Origin of the sequence: Sporosarcina sp. FSL K6-1522 (genome assembly GCF_038622445.1) — a bacterium.
Classification (GTDB): Bacteria; Bacillota; Bacilli; order Bacillales_A; family Planococcaceae; genus Sporosarcina.
In genome coordinates this window covers 3,836,820-3,859,966 of sequence record NZ_CP152019.1, presented here as the reverse complement: position 1 = coordinate 3,859,966, position 23,147 = coordinate 3,836,820, and the positions used below count along the sequence as shown (strand labels likewise).

22 protein-coding genes are annotated in these 23,147 nt (G+C 42.6%); 15 read left to right on the top strand and 7 right to left on the bottom strand.

Annotated elements, in window-relative coordinates:
- The first annotated feature begins 1 nt into the window (after position 1).
- Positions 2-3,439, top strand: a complete 3,438-nt coding sequence (gene pyc, locus MKY34_RS19255) for a pyruvate carboxylase (RefSeq protein ID WP_342512725.1) — start codon at positions 2-4, stop codon at positions 3,437-3,439.
- Positions 3,440-3,553: 114 nt separating this feature from the next.
- On the opposite strand, the gene MKY34_RS19250 is transcribed toward pyc, so the two are convergent.
- Positions 3,554-4,465, bottom strand: coding sequence for a heme A synthase (locus MKY34_RS19250; RefSeq protein WP_342512724.1), 912 nt, complete (start codon positions 4,463-4,465; stop codon positions 3,554-3,556).
- 357 nt (positions 4,466-4,822) lie between these two features.
- On the opposite strand from MKY34_RS19250, the gene cyoE reads away from it, so the two are divergent.
- From cyoE to MKY34_RS19215, 7 genes are all read left to right on the top strand, one after another.
- The gene (gene cyoE / locus MKY34_RS19245; protein ID WP_342515307.1) at positions 4,823-5,722 is read left to right on the top strand and encodes a heme o synthase; all 900 of its coding nucleotides are present in this window, start codon (positions 4,823-4,825) and stop codon (positions 5,720-5,722) included.
- Between the two features lie 99 nt (positions 5,723-5,821).
- Entirely contained in the window at positions 5,822-6,901 is a 1,080-nt protein-coding gene (gene coxB / locus MKY34_RS19240) for a cytochrome c oxidase subunit II (protein WP_342512723.1), read from the top strand.
- Positions 6,902-6,936: 35 nt separating this feature from the next.
- Complete coding sequence (locus tag MKY34_RS19235) at positions 6,937-8,811, top strand: cbb3-type cytochrome c oxidase subunit I (protein ID WP_342512722.1); 1,875 nt, start codon at positions 6,937-6,939, stop codon at positions 8,809-8,811.
- Entirely contained in the window at positions 8,811-9,437 is a 627-nt protein-coding gene (locus tag MKY34_RS19230; RefSeq protein WP_342512721.1) for a cytochrome (ubi)quinol oxidase subunit III, read from the top strand. Before MKY34_RS19235 ends, MKY34_RS19230 begins: the two co-directional genes overlap by 1 nt.
- Position 9,438: 1 nt before the next feature.
- Positions 9,439-9,786: a cytochrome C oxidase subunit IV family protein gene (locus tag MKY34_RS19225; protein ID WP_342512720.1), complete on the top strand. Its 348-nt coding sequence runs from the start codon at positions 9,439-9,441 to the stop codon at positions 9,784-9,786.
- A 239-nt stretch (positions 9,787-10,025) separates the two neighbouring features.
- The gene (gene ctaG / locus MKY34_RS19220; protein ID WP_342512719.1) at positions 10,026-10,955 is read left to right on the top strand and encodes a cytochrome c oxidase assembly factor CtaG; all 930 of its coding nucleotides are present in this window, start codon (positions 10,026-10,028) and stop codon (positions 10,953-10,955) included.
- A 32-nt stretch (positions 10,956-10,987) separates the two neighbouring features.
- On the top strand, positions 10,988-11,449 hold the full coding sequence (locus MKY34_RS19215; RefSeq protein ID WP_342512718.1) for a DUF420 domain-containing protein: 462 nt from the start codon (positions 10,988-10,990) through the stop codon (positions 11,447-11,449).
- A 65-nt stretch (positions 11,450-11,514) separates the two neighbouring features.
- On the opposite strand, the gene ytvI is transcribed toward MKY34_RS19215, so the two are convergent.
- A complete protein-coding gene (gene ytvI / locus MKY34_RS19210) occupies positions 11,515-12,573 on the bottom strand; it encodes a sporulation integral membrane protein YtvI (protein ID WP_342512717.1) in 1,059 nt (352 codons plus the stop codon).
- A 122-nt stretch (positions 12,574-12,695) separates the two neighbouring features.
- Positions 12,696-13,061 carry a YugN family protein gene (locus MKY34_RS19205; protein WP_342512716.1) on the bottom strand — a complete coding sequence of 122 codons (366 nt, stop codon included), beginning with the start codon at positions 13,059-13,061 and terminating at the stop codon, positions 12,696-12,698.
- Positions 13,062-13,361: 300 nt separating this feature from the next.
- Between MKY34_RS19205 and MKY34_RS19200 the strand changes: the two genes are divergently transcribed.
- Positions 13,362-14,432: a CAP-associated domain-containing protein gene (locus tag MKY34_RS19200; RefSeq protein WP_342512715.1), complete on the top strand. Its 1,071-nt coding sequence runs from the start codon at positions 13,362-13,364 to the stop codon at positions 14,430-14,432.
- Positions 14,433-14,441: 9 nt separating this feature from the next.
- On the opposite strand, the gene MKY34_RS19195 is transcribed toward MKY34_RS19200, so the two are convergent.
- The gene (locus MKY34_RS19195; protein WP_342512714.1) at positions 14,442-15,176 is read right to left on the bottom strand and encodes an aspartate kinase; all 735 of its coding nucleotides are present in this window, start codon (positions 15,174-15,176) and stop codon (positions 14,442-14,444) included.
- 110 nt (positions 15,177-15,286) lie between these two features.
- Here MKY34_RS19195 and MKY34_RS19190 point away from each other — a divergent pair, with 110 nt between their 5' ends.
- Complete coding sequence (locus tag MKY34_RS19190; protein WP_342512713.1) at positions 15,287-16,726, top strand: UDP-N-acetylmuramoyl-L-alanyl-D-glutamate--2,6-diaminopimelate ligase; 1,440 nt, start codon at positions 15,287-15,289, stop codon at positions 16,724-16,726.
- A gap of 56 nt (positions 16,727-16,782) precedes the next feature.
- On the top strand, positions 16,783-17,229 hold the full coding sequence (locus MKY34_RS19185; RefSeq protein ID WP_342512712.1) for a YlbF family regulator: 447 nt from the start codon (positions 16,783-16,785) through the stop codon (positions 17,227-17,229).
- A gap of 171 nt (positions 17,230-17,400) precedes the next feature.
- Here MKY34_RS19185 and MKY34_RS19180 read toward each other — a convergent pair whose 3' ends face one another.
- Complete coding sequence (locus MKY34_RS19180; RefSeq protein WP_342512711.1) at positions 17,401-18,312, bottom strand: glycerophosphodiester phosphodiesterase family protein; 912 nt, start codon at positions 18,310-18,312, stop codon at positions 17,401-17,403.
- 406 nt (positions 18,313-18,718) lie between these two features.
- Between MKY34_RS19180 and MKY34_RS19175 the strand changes: the two genes are divergently transcribed.
- A complete protein-coding gene (locus tag MKY34_RS19175; RefSeq protein WP_342512710.1) occupies positions 18,719-18,991 on the top strand; it encodes a DUF2129 domain-containing protein in 273 nt (90 codons plus the stop codon).
- 3 nt (positions 18,992-18,994) lie between these two features.
- On the opposite strand, the gene MKY34_RS19170 is transcribed toward MKY34_RS19175, so the two are convergent.
- Positions 18,995-19,390 (bottom strand): methylthioribose kinase, encoded by a 396-nt coding sequence (locus MKY34_RS19170; RefSeq protein WP_342512709.1) that lies wholly within the window; start codon positions 19,388-19,390, stop codon positions 18,995-18,997.
- Between the two features lie 202 nt (positions 19,391-19,592).
- On the opposite strand from MKY34_RS19170, the gene MKY34_RS19165 reads away from it, so the two are divergent.
- From MKY34_RS19165 to coaD, 3 genes are read left to right on the top strand one after another with little or no spacing between them, the layout of a single operon-like run.
- Positions 19,593-21,086 carry a stalk domain-containing protein gene (locus MKY34_RS19165; RefSeq protein WP_342512708.1) on the top strand — a complete coding sequence of 498 codons (1,494 nt, stop codon included), beginning with the start codon at positions 19,593-19,595 and terminating at the stop codon, positions 21,084-21,086.
- The gene (gene rsmD / locus MKY34_RS19160; protein ID WP_342512707.1) at positions 21,083-21,631 is read left to right on the top strand and encodes a 16S rRNA (guanine(966)-N(2))-methyltransferase RsmD; all 549 of its coding nucleotides are present in this window, start codon (positions 21,083-21,085) and stop codon (positions 21,629-21,631) included. The genes MKY34_RS19165 and rsmD overlap by 4 nt, the downstream gene beginning before the upstream one ends.
- 10 nt (positions 21,632-21,641) lie before the next feature.
- The gene (coaD, locus tag MKY34_RS19155) at positions 21,642-22,124 is read left to right on the top strand and encodes a pantetheine-phosphate adenylyltransferase (protein ID WP_342512706.1); all 483 of its coding nucleotides are present in this window, start codon (positions 21,642-21,644) and stop codon (positions 22,122-22,124) included.
- A 43-nt stretch (positions 22,125-22,167) separates the two neighbouring features.
- Here coaD and MKY34_RS19150 read toward each other — a convergent pair whose 3' ends face one another.
- The gene (locus tag MKY34_RS19150) at positions 22,168-23,019 is read right to left on the bottom strand and encodes a hypothetical protein (protein WP_342512705.1); all 852 of its coding nucleotides are present in this window, start codon (positions 23,017-23,019) and stop codon (positions 22,168-22,170) included.
- Positions 23,020-23,147 lie beyond the last annotated feature (128 nt).

Genomic DNA, 23,147 nt, shown 5'->3' with positions numbered 1-23,147 from the left:
GGTGGAGAAAATTACTAAAATTTTAGTTGCTAACCGTGGTGAAATTGCAATTCGTATTTTCCGCGCTTGTACGGAATTAAATATTCCAACAGTTGGAATTTACTCAACAGAAGATAGCGGATCATTCCATCGCTATAAGGCGGACGAGTCTTACCTCGTTGGGGAAGGGAAAAAACCAATCGATGCCTACTTGGATATCGAAGGGATTATTGCAATTGCTAAAGACTCCGGTGCAAATGCTGTCCACCCTGGATATGGATTCCTTGCTGAGAATGTCGACTTTGCACGACGACTTGAAGAAGAAGGGATTATTTTCATAGGCCCGAAATCGAGCCACCTCGATATGTTTGGAGATAAAGTCAAGGCGAGAGAGCAAGCGATCAAAGCGGGTATTCCTGTTATTCCAGGAACTGACGGTCCGGTATCTTCGGTTGAAGAAGTTGCAGAATTTGGAGAGACGAATGGTTATCCGATTATTATCAAGGCTTCACTTGGTGGTGGCGGACGCGGAATGCGTATTGTCAATACTGCAGAAGAAGTTACAGAAGCTTATGAGCGTGCGAAATCTGAGGCGAAATCGGCATTCGGTTCTGACGAAGTATATGTTGAGAAATACGTTTATCAGCCAAAACATATTGAAGTGCAAATACTTGGCGATACATACGGCAATGTGATTCATCTGTATGAACGCGATTGTTCGATTCAACGTCGTCATCAAAAGGTCGTAGAAATTGCACCGTCTATTTCGCTTGAAGATGGAATGCGTGAACAAATTTGTGATGCGGCAGTAAAATTGGCTCAAAATGTAGGGTATATCAATGCGGGTACTATGGAATTTTTAGTAGCTGACGGACGCTTCTATTTCATCGAAGTAAACCCACGTATTCAAGTAGAGCATACAATTACAGAGATGGTGACAGGGATTGACATCGTGCATGCGCAAATTCATATTGCTGATGGCAATAGCTTGCATGAAGGTGAAGCAGCGATTCCTGCCCAAGAGCAGATTCCGTTATTTGGTTATGCGATTCAGTCACGTGTAACGACTGAAGATCCGTTGAATGATTTCATGCCGGATACAGGGAAGCTGGCTGTGTACCGTTCGGGCGGTGGTTTCGGTGTTCGTTTAGATGCTGGAAATGGTTTCCAAGGTGCTGTTATTACGCCGTACTATGATTCTTTGCTTGTTAAAGTTTCTACATGGGGTATGACGTTCCGCGAAGCTGCAGCTAAAATGGACCGAAACTTGCAAGAGTTCCGAATTCGCGGTATTAAAACGAATATTCCGTTTCTTGAAAACGTTGTCAAACACGATAACTTCTTAACAGGAAACTATAATACGAGTTTTATTGATACGACGCCTGAGTTGTTTGTCTTCCCGACACGTCAAGACCGGGGAACGAAATTATTGAATTACATCGGTAATATTACGGTAAATGGATTCCCTGGAATTGAGAAACAGTCGAAACCTGTCTTCCACCCAGTAAGAAAGCCTGCGATCGATTTACTAGCACCACCAGCTGCTGGGACAAAGCAAATTTTGGATGAGCGCGGTGCAGAAGGGCTCGTCAAATGGATTAAAGAACAAGATGATGTGTTATTGACAGATACGACGTTCAGGGACGCGCACCAATCTTTATTGGCGACTCGTGTACGTACATCTGACATCACATCGATTGCGTCTGAATCAGCAAGACTGATGCCTGATCTATTCTCGTTTGAACTATGGGGCGGTGCGACATTTGACGTTGCTTATCGCTTCTTGAAAGAAAACCCATGGGATCGTTTGATGAAACTTCGTGAGCAGATTCCAAACGTGCTGTTCCAAATGTTGTTCCGTGGTGCGAATGCAGTCGGTTATACGAATTACCCGGATAACGTTATCCGTGAATTTGTGAAAAAATCGGCAGAGTCTGGCGTTGATGTCTTCCGAATCTTTGACAGCTTGAACTGGATCAAAGGAATGGAAGTAGCAATTGACGCGACACGTGACGCAGGAAAAGTAGCGGAAGCGGCGCTTTGCTATACAGGTGATATCCTCGATGATTCGCGTGCGAAATATACGGTGAATTATTACAAAGAGATGGCGAAAGAGCTTGAATCAGCAGGTGCACATATTTTAGCGATTAAAGATATGGCTGGCCTATTGAAACCAGAAGCTGCTTACCGACTGATCTCTGAATTGAAAGCAACAGTGGATATTCCAATTCACTTGCATTCGCATGATACAAGCGGTAATGGGATCTTTATGTATGCGAAGGCGATTGAAGCGGGTGTAGACATCGTAGACACGGCTTTAGGAGCAATGGCTGGTCTAACATCCCAACCATCTGCAAGCTCGCTACACTACGCGCTACAAGGCGGTAAACGCAAAGTACGTGCAGATGTGAAGGCGCTTGAGGATCTATCGTATTATTGGGAAGATGTGCGGAAGTATTACCAGCACTTTGAAAGTGGCATGATGAGCCCACATTCAGAGATTTACGTGCATGAAATGCCAGGTGGACAATATTCAAATCTACAGCAACAGGCTAAAGCAGTAGGACTTGGCGAGCGTTGGGAAGAAGTGAAGGAAATGTATTCCCGCGTCAACCTGTTATTCGGAGATGTTGTGAAAGTAACACCTTCGTCTAAAGTTGTTGGTGATATGGCGTTGTTCATGGTGCAAAATAACTTTGACGAGGAATCTGTGCTGACACGTGGTAAGACGACGGACTTCCCGGAATCTGTTATTGAGTTTTTCGAAGGGTATATCGGTCAGCCATATGGCGGATTCCCGAAAGAGCTTCAACAGGTCATTCTAAAAGAGCGAGAAGCGATTACAGTTCGCCCAGGCGAGTTGCTAGAAGCTGTTGATTTTGACAAGCTACAAGTCGAGCTGTCTGACAAGTTAGGTCGATCGGCTACAAGCCAAGAAGTGCTGTCTTATACGCTATATCCAAAAGTGTTTGAAGAGTACTCTGCGACGAATAAGTTATTTGGAGATGTATCGGTTATTCCAACGCCTGAATTCCTATACGGAATGCGACTTGGCGAGGAGATTGAGGTAGAAATTGAAAAAGGTAAAACATTAATTATTAAACTGGTATCAATTGGTGAGCCACAATCGGATGCGACACGTGTCATTTATTTTGAAATGAATGGTCAGCCGCGTGAAGTTGTGATTGAAGATATTAATGTTGAATCGGATACAGTCCGTAAGCAAAAAGCGGATCCTGCAAACGAAGCACATATTGCTGCAACGATGCCGGGAACGGTTCTAAAAGTTGCGGTATCTAAAGGGGCAAAAGTGAAGCGAGGCGAGCACTTGCTTATCACGGAAGCGATGAAGATGGAAACGACTATCCAAGCACCGTTTGACGGTGTTGTAAAAGATATTTATGTATCTGCCGGAGAATCGATTGCAACAGGAGATTTACTCGTTGAACTAGAACACTAAGAGAAGTAATAAAGGCACCCAGAGCAGTTTGGGTGCTTTTATTCGTGGTTATGGATAAAAGGAAACGAGCCGTCCGTTTGGACAGCTCGTTTCTCGTCTAGACTATGTTTCTGCTTATTTGGTCGACCTGCTACGTGATACGAGTAAAATCATATACGTTAGCAGTCCAAATAGTAATGTAATGAATAGTGAGTGTAGTAATGCGACATACAGGTTTAACTTCGTGAGTACGACAATCATACCTGTCGTTGCTTGCGACGCTACAAGTATGAATGCGATAATCCAGCCCCAGTAAATAGCACGCTGGTCTTTATAGTGTTTAATGGCGTGCAATGCAATAACGCCTAGCCAGATGACAATCAATGCAGCGGCGGCACGATGTCCCATTTGTACCCACTCATACATGTTGCTCGGTAATGCGAAAGCGCTGTTATCACAGAGTGGCCAATCAGTACAAATCATTCCGGAACCTGTATGACGGACGAGTGCACCTGTGTAAACGACAAAGTAAGAGTAGATGGAAACGCCAATCGTATGCCATTTTAAACGTTTTCCTATGCGAAGCTTATCCGCATCAAACTTTTGGTCTACTTCAAAGATTAGAAGTGTTAAGAGGAAGACGGATGCAAAGGAAATAAGCGAAATCCCAAAGTGTAAGGCGAGTATGAAGTCACCCTGTCCCCATAATACTTGGGCAGCACCAATGAGCGCTTGTAAAATCAGGAAAAACACAGCCATGATAGCTAAGAATTTTGTTTCCCGGATATGTCCTATAGCCTTCCAAGACCAAACGGCTAAGATGACAATAAATATACCGACTGATCCAGTGACAAGCCGATGTGAAAATTCGATAAGTACTTCGGCTGTAATTTCATCAGGAATAAGTTGTCCGTTACATCCTGGCCAATGTCTACCACAGCCCATACCGCTATCTGTTTTGGTAACGAGTGCTCCACCGAGTAAAATGAGCAACATCCCAATCGTGGAAGCGACAGCAAACCATTTCAAATATTTATGATATCGCAAAAAAAAGACACCTTCTTCTATTGTGATGACCGTTGTATCAATTAAATAAAGATAAAAGGTCCTTGCCTTTTTGATGATAGCGAAAAAAGGATGAAAAAACAACGACAAAGGGATGAATATCGCTAGACAATCCTCTTTTTCACAAATTGTTCATAAATAAGACCCTTTAACTTCACAAATGCCCTAGTGAAATGATTTACTATAGATAGAGTATGGGAACAAATATGTCGGAGTTCCACGGAATTTGGAGGAAATTTTTATTATGTATAGAAATACTGCCCGAATTTCGATATAGTTAAATATAATCGACTTCATTCCAACTATGAAAGGAGGGATAACTTGTCAAACGGTCGAACTATTTTAACATCCGCTGAATCGGAGGTTGTACCAACATCCGCATTTAAGGACTTTCTTGCGCTTATTAAAATAGGCATCGTCAATTCGAATTTGATCACTACGTTCACGGGTCTGTTTCTTGCGTTTCAATTTACGGGTAAGCATTTTCTACATAATATAGATCTTTTGCTATTTACCCTCGTAGGAACGGCATTGATCATTGCTGGTTCTGCGGCATTGAACAATTTAATTGATCGGGATATTGATCCAATTATGTCGAGAACAAAGGCCAGGCCGACAGTTACTGGGCGCTTTAAAGCTCCTGCTGTATTGGCGCTTGCACTCACTTTTATCGTTGTAGGTGAAGTATTATTATTTTCTGCATCACCAGCAGCTGGTTTTTGGGGACTTGCGGGTATCTTGAGTTATGTTGTACTCTATTCGATGTGGTCGAAGCGTAAGCATGTTAGTAATACAGTCGTTGGAAGCCTTTCAGGAGCCATCCCACCTTTGATTGGATGGGCTGCGGTAGAACCTGCGTTAGGTGCAGGTGCTTGGGCGTTATTCCTAATTATGTTCATCTGGCAGCCGCCGCATTTTTATGCGCTTGCAATGCGTCGAACAGAGGAATATCGTGCAGCAAATATACCGATGCTACCTGTTGTAAAAGGTTTTGCAAGAACGAAGAAATCAATGCTCGTATGGGTGCTGTTATTATTCCCATTACCATTCTTACTTCCAGAGCTAGGAATTGGTTTCTTATTGCTCGCAACCGCTTTAAATCTTGGCTGGTTATATTTGGCGGTAAAAGGTTTCAAAGTGAAAGAGGACTTGAAGTGGGCGACATCCATGTTCGTCTACTCATTGAACTATATGACAATTTTATTTGTCGCAATGATTATCTTCTCGATATTCATTTAACAATCGGAATTCTTTCTTTGAATAGGAATTCACTATAGAGAGGTCGACAGTCCTCAAGATAAGAAAACATTTTTTTAGAAAGAGAGGTATCATTAAGCAATGATGAAAGGACTCAAAAAGTGGCGTCTCTTTTCTCTATTAGCAGCTCTTACCGTATTCCTTGCAGGATGTGGTCAAGAAGAACTTTCCACACTTCTCCCAGCGGGGCAAGTTGGTAAGGATCAGTTCAATTTGCTGCTATTGTCATCAGCAATTATGTTATTGGTAATCATTGTAGTCGTACTCATCTACGTAGTTGCAATTGTTCGTTTCAGACGTTCAAAACTAGGTGAAGAGCATATTCCTGAACAAGTTGAAGGAAGTCACACATTGGAACTTGTTTGGACAATCATTCCAATTATACTCATCTTGGTGTTGGCGGTACCTACAGTTTATTACACATATAAACTTGGGGATGTTACAGCGATGAGTGCTGTGGATGATGAAGGAAACGCAGAAAACTTGGTCGTCGATGTGACAGCAAAATTGTACTGGTGGGAATTCTCATATCCAGACCTTGGAATTGTTACAGCACAAGAATTAGTTGTACCAACAGATGAGAAAGTATATTTCAACCTACTTGCTGCAGACGTTAAACACTCCTTCTGGGTTCCAGCAATCGGTGGAAAACTAGATACGAACGTTGAAAACGTCAACAAATTCTACCTAGAATTTGCAAAAGACTCAAAAGATCTTAAAGACGGTGTGTTCTACGGTAAGTGTGCGGAGCTTTGCGGTCCGTCTCACGCACTAATGGACTTCAAAGTTAAAACAATGCCACGTGCAGAATTCGATCAATGGGTTACTGCAATGCAAGCAACTGGTGACGAAGCAACAGATACGGATGTTGCAGTATCTGAGGGAGAAGCAGTATTCCAAGAGAATGGCTGTATCGGCTGTCACGCGGTTTCCGCAGTTGGTAAAACTGGCGACAAACAAGGACCTAACCTTGCAGCATTCGGTGACCGTAACCGCGTAGCTGGATTTATGGATCACACGGAAGAAGATTTAAAAGCTTGGATTAGCGATACACAGAAACACAAGCCGGGCAACTTAATGCCTTCATATGGAGATAAAATCTCTGATGCTGAGCTCGACGCTCTTGCACAATATTTAATGGGACTATCGGTTGAGAAATAATTTTTTAATGTGAATTTGAAGAGGAGGTAAACAAATTGAGTTCAGTTGCTCAAAAGAAAGGCTTTGGCGCAACGCTATGGGACTGGCTGACAACTGTCGACCATAAGAAGATTGGTATCCTTTATCTCCTTGGTGGAGGATTCTTCTTCGTAGTCGGTGGTATTGAGGCTATGATCATTCGGATACAGTTGTTGAAACCAAACAACGACTTCGTCAGTGCGGGACTTTTCAACGAAATTATTACCATGCACGGAACGACGATGATATTCCTAGCAGCCATGCCGATATTATTCGGGTTTATGAACGCCATTATGCCGCTCCAAATTGGAGCACGTGACGTTGCGTTTCCATTCATTAACTCATTAGGTTTTTGGATGTTCTTCTTCGGAGGATTGTTCTTGAACGTTTCTTGGTTCATCGGACAAGTTCCTGATGCAGGATGGACATCATATGCATCACTATCGCTTGCATCTGAAGGTCACGGTGTTGACTTCTATGCAATCGGACTTCAAATTGCCGGTGGTGGTACGTTGATGGCAGGGATTAACTTCCTTGTAACAATCATCAACATGCGTGCTCCGGGTATGACGTATATGCGTATGCCACTATTTACTTGGACTACGTTTGTAGCGTCAGCGATGATTCTTTTCGCATTCCCACCACTAACGGTTGGATTATTCTTCCTGACATTCGATAGAATGTTTGGAGGTAAGTTCTTTGACCATATGTTTGGTGGAAACACGATTATCTGGGAGCATATTTTCTGGATTTTCGGTCACCCTGAAGTATATATCTTGATTTTACCGGCATTCGGTATCTTCTCTGAAATCTTCTCGGTGTTTGCTCGTAAACGTCTATTCGGTTACCCATCGATGGTATTTGCTACGGTGCTAATCGGATTCCTCGGCTTCATGGTTTGGGCTCACCATATGTTCACAGTTGGTCTTGGGCCAACAGCGAACGCAATCTTCGCGGTAGCGACGATGGCTATTGCCGTACCGACCGGGGTTAAGATATTCAACTGGTTGTTAACAATTTGGGGCGGAAGCATTACGGTTACAACGCCGATGCTTTATGCACTAGCTTTTATTCCATCATTCGTTATGGGTGGAGTTACAGGGGTTATGCAAGGTGCTGCACCACTTGACTATCAATTGCATGACTCATACTTTATCGTTGCTCACTTCCACTATGTAATCGTTGGTGGTGTTGTACTTGGAATTTTGGCAGCTACGCATTACTGGTGGCCGAAAATGTTCGGTACAATGCTAAGCGAGAAGCTTGGTAAAGTGACATTCTGGTTCTTCTTTATCGGTTTCCACATGACATTCCTTATCCAGCACTGGTTAGGATTCTGGGGAATGCCACGCCGTGTCTGGACATTTATGGACGGACAAGGATGGAACACTGCGAACTTAATCAGTTCTGTTGGGGCATTGTTCATGGCGATTGGTGTAATTGTACTCGTTATCAACATCATCGTAACTTCTGTTAAAAATGTTAAAGTTGCAGATGATCCATGGGGTGACGGACGTACACTTGAGTGGGGAATTTCTTCACCACCACCATTCTATAACTTTGCGCAGACACCACTTGTTCGTGGTCTTGATACTGTATGGATTGAAAAAATGGAAGGGAACAAGTCTGGAATCACTCCAGCTGAACCTTTACAAGATATCCATATGCCACACGGTTCAATTATTCCATTCTTCATGACATTAGGTATGTTCATCGCAGGATTTGGAGCAATGTTCCGCGTAGAAACAGCATGGGGTCTACCAGTTCTAATTGCAGGTCTATTACTTACTTTCATCGCAATGTCATTGCGCTCACTGAAAGATGACCTAGGTTTTTATGTTAAAAAAGATGAACTCTTAAGAGATCTAAAGCGTAAAGGGGGTCAAAACTGATGGATTTGAATAAAAAATTCACCCCTGAGACGTGGCCAGACAATCCTGAAAGAGCAACGCTTGAGGCGAAAAATAAGTTTGTCGGTTTCTGGCTATTCCTTGGTGGAGAGACGATTCTCTTTGCTACATTGTTTGCAACATACCTTGCATTGAAAAACAAAGGTCCAAGTGGCTTTGAATTTTCAACACAAGAATTGTTTGAATTACCACTTGTATTTGTTATGACGATGCTTCTTTTAACATCTTCACTAACAAGTGTGTATGCGATGTATCACTTGAAGAATTATAACTTCAAGAAAATGCAGCTTTGGCTTGCGATTACGGCGTTCTTAGGGCTTGGATTCTTAATGCTTGAAGTATATGAGTTCGTGCATTATGTTGGCCTCGGCTTTACTTATGATAACAGTGCATTCAGTTCTTCGTTCTATACACTTGTCGGAACGCACGGTTTCCACGTAGCGATCGGACTCGTATGGATTACGTTGCTGATTTTCCGTAATGCTAAACGTGGATTGAACTTGTACAATGCAACAAAGTACTATACGTTTTCATTGTACTGGCACTTTATCGACGTCGTTTGGGTATTCATCTTCACTGTAGTCTACTTGATGGGAGTGATAGGTTAATATGGCAGACATCCAAGTTTACAAAAAGACTCCGGCTGAATTTGCGTTAGGGCAAAGACGTGCGAAGAAATCAATGCGTAACCAAGTAATGATGTTTTCGCTAATGATTTTCCTGACACTGATTTCATTTTCTATGGTAGTCGCTTACCAATCTGATGTTCTCGGGTTCTCGAAATTCTTTATTTTGCCTACATTGCTGTTATTTGCAGCAGTTCAAGTCGGCTTACAATTGTATTACTTCATGCATATGAGTGAAAAAGGACATGGTGTTCCACAAATGTTTATGTATACGGGAGCATTGCTAGGTTTCCTTATTCCGTTAACATTCCTCACAATTGTTTGGTGGTAATCAATAGCTAAAAAAGTCAGTGGAAGAGTTTATCTTTCACTGACTTTTTCTATTTCCATAAAGGAAAAGTGTAAGATACTCAATAGATGTCCATTATAAGAGTAAAGGTTGGATACTTCTTATTGAGTACAAAAGGCTTTGCTGAATCAAGTTAAATGTGAATTGTCATAGTTCGTCCATTGAGTTCCAGTGCCGTTAGTTTTATAATGAAAGAAGACTTTATTGAAGGAGCGATGGCAATGATGCCTTTAAGCATATTTGGGTTTCAAGCGTTATGGAGCCCTATATTTTTATCATTCGTTGTACTTGGTATTGTGTTGTATTTAGTGCTTGCAATCAAAATGCGTCATCGATTCGAAGGCTCCGAGCCACTAAGCCGGACCCAATTGGTATTCTTTTTGACTGGAATGGTCTTACTGTATATTATAAAAGGGTCGCCTGTCGATCTACTTGGGCATATTCTGTTTTCTGTACATATGATGCAGATGGCCTTGTTATTGCTGTTAGTGGCTCCGTTCTTACTAATGGGGATACCTAACTGGATGTGGAAAAAAGTTTTTAATGTAGGAATTCTGAATAAGATTCTCGGCTTGTTGACGCGACCAATTATAGCGATTTTGTTATTTATCGGGATGTTCTCGATTTATCATATCCCGATTATTTTAGATCATGTCAAACTAAGTGCCCCTTTGCATACGGTGTTTACGGTCACTTTGTTTATCTCAGCTTTATTCTTCTGGTGGCCAATTGTAAATACGATGAAAGGGCAACCAAAACTTCATGGGCTGAAAAAAATTGGCTATGTGATTTTAAGTGCGATTTTAATTACACCTGCTTGTGCTTTAATCATCTTTGTCGATGTCCCCGTCTATGAAACGTATAAAAGTGGAGAAGCGTGGTTACAGGCGATGGCACTTTGTGTGCCGGCTGGGACACTTGCTGGGTTAGCTGATTTAGGACTTTCAGGTCCTGAATTGTTTACGAATATGCCTACAGTGAATGATCAGCAACTAGGTGGCATTCTGATGAAAGTTACACAGGAAATTATTTACGTAGTTGTGCTTGGAAGGGTCTTTATTAAATGGTATAAGGAAGAGCAGGAAAATGCAGATGAAATTACGCAAAAAGACTTATTGGAGCGTCAAAGACTGACGATGCATGGCCAATAAGAGTAGTTTATAGAGAAAAGGGGAACTAATGAATGTCGGTACCATTTTGGCCTACACTTAGTACATTTCTAATTGTACTTTCTGCCGTACTCGTAGCAATTGGTTGGAGTCTTATTCGTAAGAAAAAAATAGAAGCACATAAGAAAACGATGTTAGCAGCAGCGGTATCAGCTGTTCTGTTTCTGATTATTTATGTGTCACGAACGATTATTGTCGGAAACACATCGTTTGGTGGTCCTGATGGGTTGAAAATCTATTATACAATTTTCCTGATTTTTCATATCTGTCTGGCGATGACTGGGGCAGTGCTTGGAGTTGTGACGATTGTAGCGGGATTGAAAAATAATTTAGTTCGACATCGGAAATTGGGGCCTGTTACAAGCGTGATTTGGTTGTTTACGGCACTTACAGGCGTGTTAGTTTACTTGCTCCTGTACGTTTTTTATAAGGGTGGAGAAACGACATCGATGCTTAAAGCGATTCTTGGTTTCTAACAAAAACACGCATTCACGTGATTAGTGAATTGCGTGTTTTTTATCATTTAAACTTCCGTGCCAAGCTAGATACGAAAATTTACTTTAATGACTCCAGCTTCACGAGCAGTTGTGAAAAGGATGACAATCAGGGGGCCGACGAAAAAGCCAAGAAAGCCTATCAGCTTTAAGCCGATAAACATAGAAATCAATGTCGGCAAAGGGGACAAGCCGATTTGAGAGCCCATTACCTTAGGTTCGACTGTTCGTCGGATGATGAGTAAAATGATAGCTAAAACGGCCAATTGTGTGCCTGTGGCGATATCTCCGCTAATGAGTAGGTAGAGTGACCAAGGTGCCAGGATGATGATGGAACCGAGAATAGGAATAATATCAATAATCCAGATGATGATGGACATCGTAATAGCATACTTTGGAGTGATGAATAGCAGCCCGATAAATGTCACGGCTAAGATGATGAGACTGACGAGTAGCTGTGCTTTTATGAAGCCAAAAATGACAGCATTGAGTTTGGTGATCATATAGCGAACTTTTTCTGCCGTGGCTGTTGTTAAGTGCCGGAATAACATTTTTTTCAGTTCGGGTAATTCGAGCATGAAGAGTACCAGTGCAATGATGTAGACGATAAAGCTCACAAGAAAATTTGGAATCTCCGTCATGAGGATCATCATTCTGTCATAGCTGAGCAAGCTGAGGATTGATTCGCGCATAGACTCGAATATACTCTTGAATTCTTTTTGAATGGCCTTAACGACTTCGTCAGGCATGCCGGAGGTGTATTGGAACAACTTGCTATGACTGTCAATCCATACGCCTGAAAGCGAGTTGAAATAGTCGGGGGCAGCTTTGGTTAGTTCGATCACTTTTCCGAATAACCGGGTGATAGTGTAATAACTAATGGAGGCAATAACGGCAAGAATCATAAGAAAAACCGACATGACGGAGATGCCGCGTTTCCATTTGCATTTTTTCTCTACTAATTTTACGAGTGGATCAATCAGGATTGCAGTTAGTAATGCAAAAATGATAGGCAGTGAAACAGGAAGGATAAAGATACAAATAAGGAGTATCAATAGTATACTGACGCTGATAATTACATGACGTTTCGTAAGCCATTTCGCCAACGAACATTCCTCCAAACGAAATACGATAAATGGTTGTCCTATATATTCATGATAACCAAAATATAGCTAATTCAGTATAAAAAAGCCGAAGAACAAAATGTTCTCCGGCTTTTACGTATCTCTTATTTTTTTAGGTTATAAGGTTGCAATGCTTCACTTACTGCTTTTAGTGTTGCAACACAGTCTTTTACAAGGCTTGCTGGGAAGTTTTCTTCTTCACCATACTCAACGCCATGTGGGTAGTAATACTTGCCAAGTACTGGCTTTTTCAAGTTCATGATTGCGTCGCGTGTATCAACGTCGCCATCAGTTGTATAACTGAACACACGCAGATAGAATGTACCTTCTTTGTTCACATATTTCTTATCGAAAGTTGCACGTTCGTAGTCCCATTGACCAGCACGAATTAGGTCGTGTTTTAACATAATTTCATCCAGTACGGATAAGTCGGCAATAATATTTTCAATGCCTGTATCTTCAATATACATAGTTCAAGTCCTCCTTAAATATCGTTCAGCCAATTCCCTATACCTATTTATAATAGAACAAATCGCGAACAGTTGCAATGGCAACATTGTGTCATGAAGAAGATCCATTGTACCTCGGTGGTAATTGCATCCAAAGTAGTTGTGAATTTTTGCTAGCAATCATTTAGACACGGTAGGTGGAGCAAGTCATGTTATACTTAACTTAATTCGACGGAAGTTGCCCATTTTTATAAGTAATGGAACGAATGCTACATATTTATTTATTTATTTATTATAAAACTGAAAGCAGGGACGGAAATTATGAAAGTTTTGTGGAAAATAGTTCTTTTACTTATTGTCGTCCTTGTGATTTTCTATTATATGGATGATCGGATAAAGGAAAATGAACCGCTCGAATCACCTGTAAAACATGGCACCGTTATTCCAGTACCAGGCACGGGTGACGGAGAGCCAATTACAGGAACATCAAGACCGGAAAAGGGCTTATCACTTCTCGTTGGAAAGAACGCAGATATATTAACGGAGGAGATGGGGGTACCGGATCGGATTGAACCATCTGGATATGGGTATGATTGGTGGATTTTTAATGGAGAACGCCAGTTAATGGTAGGTGTGATGGAGGGGAAAATCAACCAAGTATATAGTAACGATTTTTCTATGGATATCAGCCCATTTAAAATGGGGCAAGATGTCAAGGACATTTATCGTTTTACCATTGTTGAATCCGAGGTGGCTGTCCCAATCGAGGACAATGTTTACACATTCACATTGAGTAGTGAGGATGTGAATAACCGTTTGCTCATTCAATATGATAATCTGTACGCTCAGCTTTATATTGATAGCGTTGATGGAGACTTAGAAGCTGTCCGATTTATCGACCCAGTTACATTGGTGATCCATCAACCGTATGATATGGCTTATATGGGGAGATTGCTTAGTGCAGAACATCCATCATCCACGAAGCAGTTGGAAGTGGATCGGGCGATGGAACGTCAAATTTTTGAGCTGACGAATAATTACCGTAAGAACCATGGGGTAGAGGAGTTGCTCGACGATTATTGGCTGGGTATTGCGGCGCGTGAGCATAGTGAGGAAACGGCGCTTGAAGACTTATCCTCGTCAGAATCTCCTGCAGTTGAGAGTCTAGCGGATCGGTTGAAAGAAGAGGCGATTGAGCATCGGAAAGCGGGGGAAAATATCGCATTCAATTATGTCGATGCGATAGAAGCCGTCCATGGTTGGCTTAATTCCCCGGCTCACAGGAGTGTCCTCCTCGATAAGGATTTCACACATCTTGGAACAGGTGCATATGGAAAGTATTATACACAGTATTTGATTCGCGTAGTGGCAGATGATAAGAAGACACCGTAAATAACAATTTCAACTAGGGAAAATCCACGTACCTTTCTCTGAACTGGCGATACCTCTGATGTAAAGGGGTATCGCCGTTTTGATGGCATGGCGTGCGGCACGCTGTTGAATAACGGGCCTTTCGCAATTGAGAAGAGGGAGAAAATCGTCCATGCTAAGTACGTCAAGCTTGCGTGCATTGGCAAATTTATGCGGGTCGTTTGTCATCACACCGGGTACATCTTTGAAAAATTCAACATGCGATGCATTTACGGCTGCAGCTAGAGCGATGGCGGTTAAGTCGCTACCGCCTCTTCCGAGGGTCATGACACGCCCGGTGGCATCTATCCCTTGAAATCCAGGAACGAGGATACAATCCATTTTTTCGAGGCGACTCATCATAGTCGTAGGGTCGATATGGACGATTGTCCCGTCTCCGAACGGCCCTTTTGTTAAAATCCCCGCCTGAGCCCCGTGGAGAATGGTATTTGGCACGCCAGCTCTCTCCAGTTCTGCAGATAACACAGCAGCTGCGATAAGTTCCCCACAGGAAGCAGCAAGATCGCTTGCTTCTCCTACCGATGAAAAAGCCTCTGTAAGTTGTAGAAGGCTGTCTGTTGAGTAAGGGTCATTTTTACGGCCGATGGCAGAAACGACAACAATGACTTTTTGGTATTTTTGTAACCCCTCTTTTATGTGTGCAATGCATTTCAAACGCATCTGTTCATCTTTCATCGCAACTCCACCGAATTTTTGAACAATCATTCAGGATCCCAACTTTCTTCGTGACGTTCGTTGTGTTTTCTTCATACGATAAAGTATGTTCGCTCTCAATATATTCGTTTTCAGTAAAAATGTTCGGGAAGGGGAGAGTGATGCTGCTATTAACGGAGCTATTGAAAGACTGGCCTTGTACGGTCAGTGGCAAAGGGATTAGAGCTATCGTCGCGGGGATTACTGAAACGGCGTCAACTGTTAAAGCGGGGTATATTTTTATTGCAAGAAAAGGTGTACGGGATGATGGTGCGTTATATATTGCAGAGGCGGTAGAGCGTGGGGCCGTGGCGATTGTGGTCGATCGGGCTATTGAACCGACTATTACCCTCGGTGTGCCTGTTGTGACTGTACCTGATTGTAGAAAATTCCTGTCATATGCGAGTGCTCGGTTTGCAGGCAATCCTTCGGAGAGGTTGAAAGTCATAGCTGTTACGGGCACAAATGGTAAAACAACGGTAACGCATTTTATAGGGCAATTATTAAAGCGGCATGGTGTTCGAACAGCGGTTATTGGAACGACGGGTATTTTTGTGGATGGTGTTCAAATGATGTTTAATGCGCCTAAAATGACGACATTACCTGCTGAATACCTGCATCCTCTACTTGCATTATGTGAAGAGGCAGGTGTTACACACATCGTTTTAGAAGCATCGTCTGTTGGATTATCCACGTGTCGTTTAGATCATTGTCAAATTGATATTGGCATATTGTTGAATATTGGGGTTGATCATTACGAAGAGCATGGCGGGCAGGAGGCTTATATACAAGCAAAAAAGAAGCTTGTGCATCTAGCTAAAACGATTATTGTCAACGGAGAAGATGCGCATTGTGTGGCAATGGCTAAAGATGCGGCGGTGCCGAAGGTGTATTTTGGGGATAATCGAGTAGCCGATTGTTATTTGGATGATGAACAATTGCAGCTATCGATGCCGGGTAACTATAATAGGCGCAATGCATTGGCGGCTAGTAGTGCGTTGGTGATTTTAGGATACCAATTGGATAAAGTTTTACCTTTCTGTCCCTTACTGCAACTACCTGAAGGAAGGTTACAGCAGATGGAGCGAGGGGGGGTAACGGTGTTCATTGACTATGCGCATACACCTGATGCACTTGAAGCTGTTTTACAAACACTTTCTGGGATTTGCCAAGGTAAGCTGATCACCGTTTTTGGCTGTGGCGGGGAGCGAGATAGAGGGAAAAGAAGAGAGATGGGAGAGCTTGCTGTATTTTATTCGGCAAGTGTCATTGTGACGTCAGATAATCCGAGAAGTGAGGATCCGTTAGCGATCATTGCAGACATTATGTCGGGCTTTGGGGGAGAGTGTACGGCGGCCGAAGCTGTACCTGATCGAAAGAATGCTATTCGCCAAGCCGTTTTCTATGCGGCGCCAGGGGATATTGTATTAATTGCTGGAAAAGGGCATGAGAAGACACAGCATACAGCTGTAGGATTGATCTCTTTCTCCGATTTCGAAGTAGCACAGCAAGCTTTGCGTGAAAAAATCTATATTCATCCTGAAGAAACGAGTCCAGAATAGGTGTGCAGAGATCGTGCAATCTGGTATGATAAAGGAGAATTGGAGGCGATTAGTTTATGATGATGACCGACGAATGGATCACCATCATCGAACAAGCGGAACAACTCTCCGAAATGCTACTTTCTTCGGAAATGGTAGCTGACTATCGTAGAGCGCACGATACGGTCTATTCCGATGTGGAATTAGGAAAATCCATCAAAGAGTTTACAACTATGAAAGAGCGCTATGAAGAAGTGCAACGATTCGGACGTTACCATCCGGATTATCATATAGTAATGAAGAGTATTCGTGTGCAGAAGCGAGAGTTGGATGTAAACGAACAGGTCGCCGCTTTACGATTGGCTGAGAATGATGTTCAAGAAATGCTTGACGAGATTGGTTCAATCATTGCAAAATCTGTATCACCAGCAGTAAAAGTGCCAGCAGGTAGCGCATTCTTTACATCCGATTCATCATGCGGCGGTAGCTGTGGTACCGGAAGCAGCTGTTCTTGTTCGGCATAAACAAGAAAAGCGCCTGGCGTCCCAGAGCCTAGACAACAAAGAAAAGTGCAGGGCGCCCGCTTAGGCGCGACAGGCGTTGGACAGAAAGAAAAGCCGTAAACCTTAAATGAAAATCGCTCCAAGTTCCGTTTTATTCGGAACTTGGAGCGATTTTTAATAGCATTGACCTATTTATTCAGCACTATTTTTTTGCACGATATCCATTGCTAGTGCCGAGTGATTTGTAACAAAACCTGCGGCACCTGCGTTTAGTAGTTTGGTGAATGTGTCGGGATTGTTGATGCCCTCAAAATAGACGGGGATATTTAAGGAAGACAGAAAGAGGATGAAACTCTCTGTGCCTAAAGGAAACATACCCAATTTTTCAGGTACGATGAAAAAATCCACACGTGGGCTATACAGATGGCCAAACTTGCTTGTAAACGCAGCGTAGGCTCTCTTCACTTCAGTATTACCAGCACCAATGGCTACCCGATTTTGTGCATATAAATTGAATCTATCAGTTTGCTCATCATATGCGCTCATCACAATCACACGATCTTCGGCACCGAGTTCTTCAAGAAGTCTCCACAGTTTAGAAGGCATTAAACTTCCTTCGTAGGTATCTGGCGTATCTGTTAAGTTAATGGCGATCAGCATATGTGAGAATGTCTCAAGAAGTTCACGAAGAGAAAGGATTCTCTCGCCGCTATTGCGATAAGGATGTTCTCCATTGTCGTTTGTATAGGTATAACCTGCATCAGCTTTTTGTAATTCGCTCATTGTATAATCTGCTACTTTGCCGGAAAAATCGGTTACATGATCTACGATTTCATCATGAAAGACGATGATTTCTTCGTCTTTTGTTAGACGGATATCAACGGCAAATCCATGCACGCCGAGTTTTGCCGCTGTTGAGAATGTAGCCATTGTATTGGCAGGTGCTTCAGTAAGGCCGCCACGATGAGCGAGAATAATTGGATTGTCAAAGTCGAGTGCTTTTTTACCTTCACGAGGGGCAGGTTTTGCAACAACTTTAGAAGCAGCCCACGCAGCAACACTGGCGGCGCCTACCGTGAGTGCCATTTTTGTTTTTCTACCCATTTAAGAACCTCCTCATCAATTACATATACTTTTTTATTATAAGGTAAATGAGTGCCGCTGTCAGCAACTGTTCTACGTCTAGTTTCGTGTAGGTCATGCAGTCGTTGCCAATCGAACTGCGAAGGGTTCGATGTGCTGTATTTTTGCGCTTTTTGCAGAAATTAAAGCATCTATCTTGTGACGTGGCGTTTTTAGACTGCCTTCCCCTTTGCTGTTAAAGGCAAAAAGTGCCTTTATCTTCAAGCCCTCCGACGTACAGGACGTACTAGTGTCGACGTTGCCGCAGGACGCGGCGAACTTAGTTGGCCAACACCTGTCGCTCCTACCAAAGCGCTTTCGCTTTTCTTTAGTTGCAGCCCTTTTCTGTCCTATGGTATTGTATGGGAAAGGGAAAGAGGTGGAGTTTATGGTTGATCGACAAGGAGTTATTATCTATCTCCATCATTTAAAACAAGCGAAATCATTTCGTAAATACGGTCATGTCCATTATATATCACGTAAAATGAAGTACGTTGTTCTTTACTGCAATATGGAAGATGTTAATGCAGTCATTAGTAAAATCGAACGTCTTCCATCCGTGAAAAAAGTCAGCCCTTCGTACAGACCTTATGTAAAAACGGAATATGAAAACGCCAAGCCCGATAAGGCAAAGGAATACGATTATAAAACCGGATTATAAAGTTTAGCGTAATGGTGGTAGTAAATGATTGAGTCGTAGGATACCTGTCACATATTGAAAGTACAGGTCTCGTTCGGCAAACTCAGAAGAGTGCTTCAACTCGATGTAAGCGGCTGCAGTGCCAGCTTGTTCCGCAGCTTCTTCAAAGAGCAATCTTCGTTTCGATTTTTCAGCACCTGATTGGATGATTCCTTCTCGGCAAACGTAAATCGGCATGAAGTGACTGTCGTTTGCAGGCTCAAAGGCTGCGGCAAGCGATAATGCGTGCCCTGATGTTGTTTCAGAGGATAAGATGAAAGTCTTATGCAGACGGTTTTGATTTGTGCGGATTAATTCGCATAATTCGTAGACGTCTCCATAACCTTCACCAAGTTCTATAAATCGTTGGTGCAATATCATACATAAACACTACCTTTCATAATACATCAATTACGCCTCCGCGTAATTGCGTCTAGATTTTTTTCGAGCGAGCTCGAAAAGTTCCTCTAAAAATCTGTGACATCCGCCGGAGGCTTTATCTTCATTCGGCCGGCGTTTAAACATCCACTGAACAGTAAAACAAAACCACATTCATCTCGACACCTATCGAGGTGGAAGTTTTTTGCTGAATGAAGATAAATCCAGACTTATCATACCATGTGAGGTGGAAGACTTGAAATTTATTGTAAGGACAATTGTGCTTTTACTTGTTATCAATGGACTTCTTCTGAGCATTCATTACAGCCAATCAGGAAAAGTGGCTGCTACAAATTCGAAGGTGCAGACATATACGCAGGAAATTGAAGTGACGAATCGACCTGATGGCCTCCATATACGGCAACATTTTCGAGGGCTATCAGAAGCACGGCATGAAATACGTTGGCCGGAAGCGAGTGTAGACCGTTCTTGTTATATGGAAAATGCGACGTCTTGTGCACGCTTTGATGAGAGTGCTACAGCGTTTGTAGAAGGGGATGTAACCGAACAATCCATTGCGTATATCATTCCTAAACAGGCACCGATGGAACAAACGGCATTGTTCAAAGCCCCATTTGCAAGTCTTCATGGCTTTACGGCTTCATCGACAGCGTTCCATTTGTCAGATGAAACAGGGCTTGGTGGTTTATGGGTTACTGGTTTAAAGCAAATGGGTACAAAGAAAATCGACCTGATGACATATGCTTATTTTAAAGGTTCTGGTGGCGTGACAGATCTCTATTGGCAAAAAGAAGAAGAACCACTTTTGTATAGTGGGGACAAGCTTGCTGTTTATAGCAAAGGGGCGGATATGACCGGGCTTGAAGACGTAGATGCCGCTTTAAAACGTATCGGTGCAGACCATTCAACGGTTGTCATTAATGAGCGACAACCGCTAATTCAAGCGGACAGGTTCATCGTATCCAATGCGACATCTGTAGAACAATTGTCCGATTTGTTTTTGATAACGAATATGCGTGCCCGCTTTTCCATTCCACCAAATGAGCAGCTTGTTGCGGAAGCAATTGCCTCTATTATTGGTGAAAAGCCATTGGGATTAGAAAAAACGCATAATGTTGTAGGTTTGTTAGCGGATGCATTAACAGCGGAAGAAATGGAACAGCTACGAACAACTTTGTTGGAAGCAGAAGAGCAACAAGTCGATGCGACTGTTTTGGATGATATGATTGGCAAAGTTACAGGTTTTAAAACGTCCTTTTTTAAGCGTAATAGCCAAGAAGGAACGGCTTTGTCTCCATTTTTGTTGGAAGATACACGGCAAGTGCATCTGGAAGGAACAGCTGATCCAGACAGCAGAGTGATTTTGAAAGACGGTAAAACATTTTATCCGGCTCAACAAATATTAAGCCAGTTAGGGTATTCGGTAACCTCAAATGAGCAGTCCATTTATATTGAAACGGATGCACGCGTATTCCGATTTCCTAAAAAAGAGCTTTTTTATGTGTATAATGATCGGAAATATAGTGTTGCAACGAAGCCTTTTGAAATGATGGAAAATGATTTTTATTTTGAAGCAGAGTGGTTTCAACGCTTGTTTTTGTTGAGTATAAAAAAGACAGATGAGGCAATTGACATCGTTCGAATCTCCAAATTGATAGAGGGAAGTGACAGCAAGTGAGGGTTGTTTCAGGTTCAAGAAAAGGCATTCCACTGAAATCATTGCCGGGTACAAATACACGTCCGACGTCGGATAAAGTGAAAGAGTCTGTGTTCAATATTATCGGACCTTATTTTGATGGAGGCACTGCCGTAGAATTGTTTGGCGGCAGTGGTTCCCTATCTTTTGAAGCGCTTTCAAGGGGAGCCGACGAGGCTTTTGTGTTTGAGAAAAATGCGAAAGCATGTGCAATCATTCAAGCAAATGCAGAAAAGTGTCGCTTTACAGAAGAAGTACATATTCAGCGAGCGGATGCTCGACATGCTGTGAAGGTATTACAGGCGGCAGGAGCGAAGGCTGATTTGTTGTTTATAGATCCTCCTTATGCCGAGACGAAATTTTATGATTTAGTGCAAGAGTTTGTGGAAGCGGATCTCCTGTCTGAAGGAGCCATCATCGTTTGTGAGCATGAAAAGCAACTGGCATTACCGGATGCCTATGGTCTATATCGTAAAATAAAAAGCCCGGTATATGGAAATGTTGCAATAACCATTTATGAGAAATGAGGGTTCATCATTGGCTAAAATTGCAGTTGTACCAGGGAGTTTCGACCCTGTAACGAATGGACATTTGGATATTATTAAAAGGGCGGCAAGAGTTTTTGAAGAAGTCTATGTAGTCGTTATGAATAACTCAGCGAAGAATTCCTTATTCTCTGTTGAAGAGCGTGTGGGGCTTATTGAAGAAGTAACCGCAATGATTCCGAATGTGAAAGTGGACTCTTCTTCGGGGTTACTCATCGACTATGCGAAAAGTATAGGGGCATCTGCGATTGTACGTGGACTGCGAGCTGTTTCCGATTTTGAGTACGAAATGCAAATTACTTCGATGAACCGCGTGCTTGATGAAAGCATTGAAACGTTTTTCATCATGACGAATAATCAGTATTCGTTTCTGAGTTCAAGCATTGTAAAAGAAGTGGCGAAGTATGACGGAGCGATTTCTGAGCTTGTCCCGAAACCGGTCGAAGAAGCGCTTGCGAAGAAGTTCAAAGTGTGAAAAATGGTTATGGTGAAAAGCAATTTTCATCATAACCATTTTTTTAATAAATGATATAGAAGATGATAGGGACAAGTGCCACGCTCCAGATGCGCCCGAGATAATAAGGTATCATTGGGATGCTGGCCGATTTTGCAATCACCGTCACCTGCATATGAATGCTAAGCCCATTCATGGAGATGATGGCGGCGATGAGAAATGGAAAAATAGGCTGACCGAAGAAATGATCTGTCGCAGATTGAACGCCTGACGTCATTTCAAAAAAGGACAGGGCAATGGTTTTGGCAATTCCCATATCGACTGTGAAGGCGGATGTGAGGACAGTCGATAAAACCATTCCGAGAGACGAAAAAAAGATGACAGTCGTTGCGACAAGAATAATCACGTTTGAACTTTCTTTGAGCGCCTCAAGGAGTGGCGCTTTTATTTGCTTTGGCGTAGGTTGTAGCAAATCACTGGCCGTATGCGTATCACGCGATAGAAAGAGGAGGGCGATTAGAAAGAAAAGGATATTGGCGATGTGAATGGCGGCCAGGAGCTTCCAACCTAAGCTAATCTGTCCGAAGAGTTCAGTGCCAACAAAACCGATGATAAACATCGGGCCCGGGGCGTGACAAGCGGCAAGTAGAAACGCACTTTGCTTTTGTGAGAGTTCCCCGTTTTTTTTCATTTCGGAAACGGTGACAGCTCCAACTGGGAAGCCGCCAAACGAACCGAGTATATAGGCTTTGACAAATCGTCGCCAAGGTTTCGTTATCCTTTGCTTGGTTGGCATTTTTAACAACCATTGTGTCAAAATAATATAGGGAAGCAAGTAGGGGAGAAGCGCATGGACGAACAACTGCGCACCTGCCATGGCTCCCTCGTGTGCAATGCCTGGCTGTAAGATGAACAAAATGATGAGGCCCCAAATAACGACAACATTTACCATCTTATCAAAGTGTGTGCGCATGCATGGTATTTTTCATACACATCGCTCCTTTCTTTATTCTTGTTACGGGACCATAAAGCAGGTAGAATATC

Bases quoted from the DNA above. Each gene is read 5' to 3' on its own strand.
- MKY34_RS19170 (WP_342512709.1), bottom strand. From the start codon at position 19,390: ATGATATTGCACCAACGATTTATAGAACTTGGTGAAGGTTATGGAGAC.
- MKY34_RS19185 (WP_342512712.1), top strand. From the start codon at position 16,783: ATGATGATGACCGACGAATGGATCACCATCATCGAACAAGCGGAACAA.
- MKY34_RS19205 (WP_342512716.1), bottom strand. From the start codon at position 13,061: ATGTATATTGAAGATACAGGCATTGAAAATATTATTGCCGACTTATCC.
- MKY34_RS19215 (WP_342512718.1), top strand. From the start codon at position 10,988: ATGTCGGTACCATTTTGGCCTACACTTAGTACATTTCTAATTGTACTT.
- MKY34_RS19200 (WP_342512715.1), top strand. From the start codon at position 13,362: ATGAAAGTTTTGTGGAAAATAGTTCTTTTACTTATTGTCGTCCTTGTG.
- MKY34_RS19190 (WP_342512713.1), top strand. From the start codon at position 15,287: ATGCTGCTATTAACGGAGCTATTGAAAGACTGGCCTTGTACGGTCAGT.
- MKY34_RS19230 (WP_342512721.1), top strand. From the start codon at position 8,811: ATGGATTTGAATAAAAAATTCACCCCTGAGACGTGGCCAGACAATCCT.
- MKY34_RS19195 (WP_342512714.1), bottom strand. From the start codon at position 15,176: ATGATTGTTCAAAAATTCGGTGGAGTTGCGATGAAAGATGAACAGATG.
- ctaG (WP_342512719.1), top strand. From the start codon at position 10,026: ATGATGCCTTTAAGCATATTTGGGTTTCAAGCGTTATGGAGCCCTATA.
- MKY34_RS19175 (WP_342512710.1), top strand. From the start codon at position 18,719: ATGGTTGATCGACAAGGAGTTATTATCTATCTCCATCATTTAAAACAA.
- coxB (WP_342512723.1), top strand. From the start codon at position 5,822: ATGATGAAAGGACTCAAAAAGTGGCGTCTCTTTTCTCTATTAGCAGCT.
- MKY34_RS19225 (WP_342512720.1), top strand. From the start codon at position 9,439: ATGGCAGACATCCAAGTTTACAAAAAGACTCCGGCTGAATTTGCGTTA.
- MKY34_RS19180 (WP_342512711.1), bottom strand. From the start codon at position 18,312: ATGGGTAGAAAAACAAAAATGGCACTCACGGTAGGCGCCGCCAGTGTT.